Source organism: Actinomadura roseirufa (assembly GCF_900659635.1).
GTDB classification, from domain to species: domain Bacteria; phylum Actinomycetota; class Actinomycetes; order Streptosporangiales; family Streptosporangiaceae; genus Spirillospora; species Spirillospora roseirufa.
Genome location: NZ_CAACVB010000502.1, coordinates 1 through 2712, shown reverse-complemented (window position 1 = coordinate 2712; position 2712 = coordinate 1). Strand labels below are relative to the sequence as shown.

Genomic DNA, 2712 nt, shown 5'->3' with positions numbered 1-2712 from the left:
TCAGGAAGGAGGAATCGCCGTGCCGGTCCGTCCAGCGAAACTGGGAGACACCGCCAGGAAGATACCGCCAGGAAGGCGCGGCCGCCGATTCTCCTTGCCGGGCGATGAGGCCGCGCAGCCGGGCGGGGTGGCCGGGGGCGCGGTCGAGGGAGCCGACGCAGGTGCAGGTCCAGGGCAGGCGGGCGACGGCGGCGAGGGCGGCGATGAGCAGGTCGTGGCCCTTGCGGGGGGTCAGCGACGCCACGCACAGCAGGTGCGAGGCCCCGTCGGATCCCGCGGCGAGGGGGGCCGGCGCGGTCCCCGGCTCGACGGTGTGGACGCGGCGCGGGTCGAGGCCGTGCCGGTCGATGATCCGCCGCCGGGCCCAGGGGCTCGTCGCGATCACGGCGCCGGCGGCGCGGAGGGTGGCGCGCTCGCGGGCGTCCAGGTCCGCGGCGGCTCCGGGCGGCGTCCCGGTCTCGTCCGCCAGCGGCTGGTGGACGAGGACCGCCGTCCGCAGCCGGCCGGCGTGCGGGGTCACGATCTCCGGGACGCCGCAGGCGACCAGCCCGTCGACCAGGACCGTGGCGCCGCCGGGCAGACCGCCGAGGACCTGCGCCAGCGCGGCCCGCGCGGGGCCGTCCGGGCGCGGCCAGGCTCCGGGGACGGGCAGTTCGCGCACGGGCCGGCCGGCCGCCGCGAGAGCCTCGCACAGCCGCCGGTCGTAGACGTTGCCGCCGCTCGGAACCCGCTCGTCGTCGATGTCCCCGGGGACGACGACGCGGATCGGGAGCGCGGCGGCGGTCACAGCGCGCGCTCGTAACTGGCCCAGGCGACGTGCGACTCGTGCAGCGTCACCGCGATGCCGGACAGGCCGCGCGCGTGCTCCCCGAGGGCGCCCGCGTGGACCCGGCCGGCGAGCCGGTCGGCGACGAACCGCGCGAGGAACTCCGTGGAGGTGGTGGCCCCGGCGAACTCCGGCTCCTCGTCGAGGTTGCGGTAGGCGAGGCCGCCCAGGACCGCGGCCAGCTCGCGGGCGGCGCGGCCGATGTCGACGACGATCCCGTCGGGGTCGAGCGCGGCGCGGCGGAACGTCGCGTCCACGACGTAGGTGGCGCCGTGCAGCCGCCGCGCGGGCCCGAAGACCTCGCCGCGCAGGCTGTGGGCGATCATGACGTGGTCGCGGACGGTGACGGCGAACACGCGAGCCTCCTCCCGGTGGGGTTCAGTAGCGGATCCGGTGGCAGAGCGCGGGCAGTTCCCCGGCGGCGAGCGCGGCCATGACCTCCGGGAGGTCCTCGAACGCGCTCTCGCCGGTGATCAGCGCGTCGAAGGCGGGCGCGGCGAGCAGCCGCAGCGCGAGCGCCGTCCGGGCCGCGAATCCGCGCCGCGCCCGGCGGGCGGGCAGCGTGCCCACCTGGCTTCCGCGGACGGTCAGCCTGCGGGAGTGGAAGTACTCGCCGAGCGGGACGCCGACGCGCCGGTCCCCGTACCAGCTCAGCTCGACGACCTCGCCGTCCGGGGCGAGCAGTTCCAGGGAGCGCGCGAGGCCGGCCTCGGTGGCGCTGGCGTGCACGACCAGGTCGCAGTCCCCTTCGGCGGTGTCGGGGGAGGCGAACCGCGCGCCGAATCGGGCGGCGATGTCCGCGCGGGACGGGTCGATGTCCACGAGCTGGACGGCCGCGCCCGGGAACCCCGCGAGGACCCCGGCGACGGCGCAGCCGACCATCCCGCCGCCGACGACCGCGATCCGGTCGCCGACCAGCGGCGCCGCGTCCCACAGCGCGTTCACCGCGGTCTCGACCGTCCCGGCGAGGACGGCCCGTTCCAGGGGCACCCCGTCCGGGACGGGTCGCACCGCGTCCGCCGGGACCACGTACCGGGTCTGATGCGGGTACAGGCAGAAGACGGAGCGGCCGAGCAGCCCGGACGGCCCTTGCTCGACCACGCCCGCGTTCAGGTAGCCGTACTTGACCGGGCCCGGGAACTCCCCTTCCTGGAAGGGCGCGCGCATCAGCTCGTGCTGGCTCGCGGGGACGGCGCCGCGGAACACGAGCGTCTCCGTCCCCCGGCTCACGCCCGAGAAGGCCGTCCTGACCAGGACGTCGTCCGGGCCGGGTGCGGGCAGCGCGGTCGTGCGGATCTCGCTCTTACCTGGCGACCGGATCCAGAATGCGCGGGCTTCGCGTTCCATGGGCATCCCTCCCCTCTGGCGGTTCCCGGTGCAGGGCCAGCCACACGGCGTCGCGCCCGAACGACCAGACCAGCAACCCCAGCGCGACGGCCACGACGAACGGCGCGTACGGGACGATCCCCGCGGCGACCACGAGCAGGACGACCGCCTGTACCACCGCGACGGCCTTGCGGGCCAGGCTCGGCGGCGGCGCCGCGCGCAGCCACGGCACCACCCGCGCCGCCGCGCCGAAGGCGTACCGCATCGCCCCGATCGCCAGGACCCACGCGCCGACGGCCGCCGCGACCCGCACGCTGAGCACGAGGATCAGGAACGCGTCCACCTCCATGTCGAAGCGGGCGCCGAGCCGCGACACGGTCCCGGTGCGGCGGGCGACGCGGCCGTCCACCCCGTCCAGGACCAGCGCGACCACGGTGATCGCGACGAACGCCGTGCCCGGCCCGCCGCCCGCCCTTGAGTCGCAGGTCATCGCCTGGTTTCGGTTGACAACCGTTCGTCGCGCTACGGCCGGTGCCGTCAGCTCCACGCTCCGTGAGGAC

Annotated in this window: 4 protein-coding genes; all 4 read right to left on the bottom strand. The window is 76.4% G+C overall.

Features of this window, described 5'->3' with window-relative positions:
- A partial coding sequence (locus E1291_RS40815; RefSeq protein WP_207401241.1) for a glycosyltransferase family protein occupies nucleotides 1–787 on the bottom strand: 787 nt, incomplete at its 3' end.
- On the bottom strand, nucleotides 784–1182 hold the full coding sequence (locus E1291_RS40810) for a 6-pyruvoyl trahydropterin synthase family protein (protein WP_131743386.1): 399 nt from the start codon (nucleotides 1180–1182) through the stop codon (nucleotides 784–786). The genes E1291_RS40815 and E1291_RS40810, both read right to left, overlap by 4 nt.
- 22 nt (nucleotides 1183–1204) lie before the next feature.
- Nucleotides 1205–2173 (bottom strand): zinc-dependent alcohol dehydrogenase, encoded by a 969-nt coding sequence (locus E1291_RS40805; protein WP_131743385.1) that lies wholly within the window; start codon nucleotides 2171–2173, stop codon nucleotides 1205–1207.
- Nucleotides 2130–2642: a CDP-alcohol phosphatidyltransferase family protein gene (locus tag E1291_RS40800; RefSeq protein ID WP_370771128.1), complete on the bottom strand. Its 513-nt coding sequence runs from the start codon at nucleotides 2640–2642 to the stop codon at nucleotides 2130–2132. The genes E1291_RS40805 and E1291_RS40800 overlap by 44 nt, the downstream gene beginning before the upstream one ends.
- Between the last annotated feature and the right edge of the window lie 70 nt (nucleotides 2643–2712).

Excerpts from the sequence above, each read along its gene's own strand:
- E1291_RS40805 (WP_131743385.1), bottom strand. The coding sequence starts at position 2,173 with ATGGAACGCGAAGCCCGCGCATTCTGGATCCGGTCGCCAGGTAAGAGC.
- E1291_RS40800 (WP_370771128.1), bottom strand. The coding sequence starts at position 2,642 with ATGACCTGCGACTCAAGGGCGGGCGGCGGGCCGGGCACGGCGTTCGTC.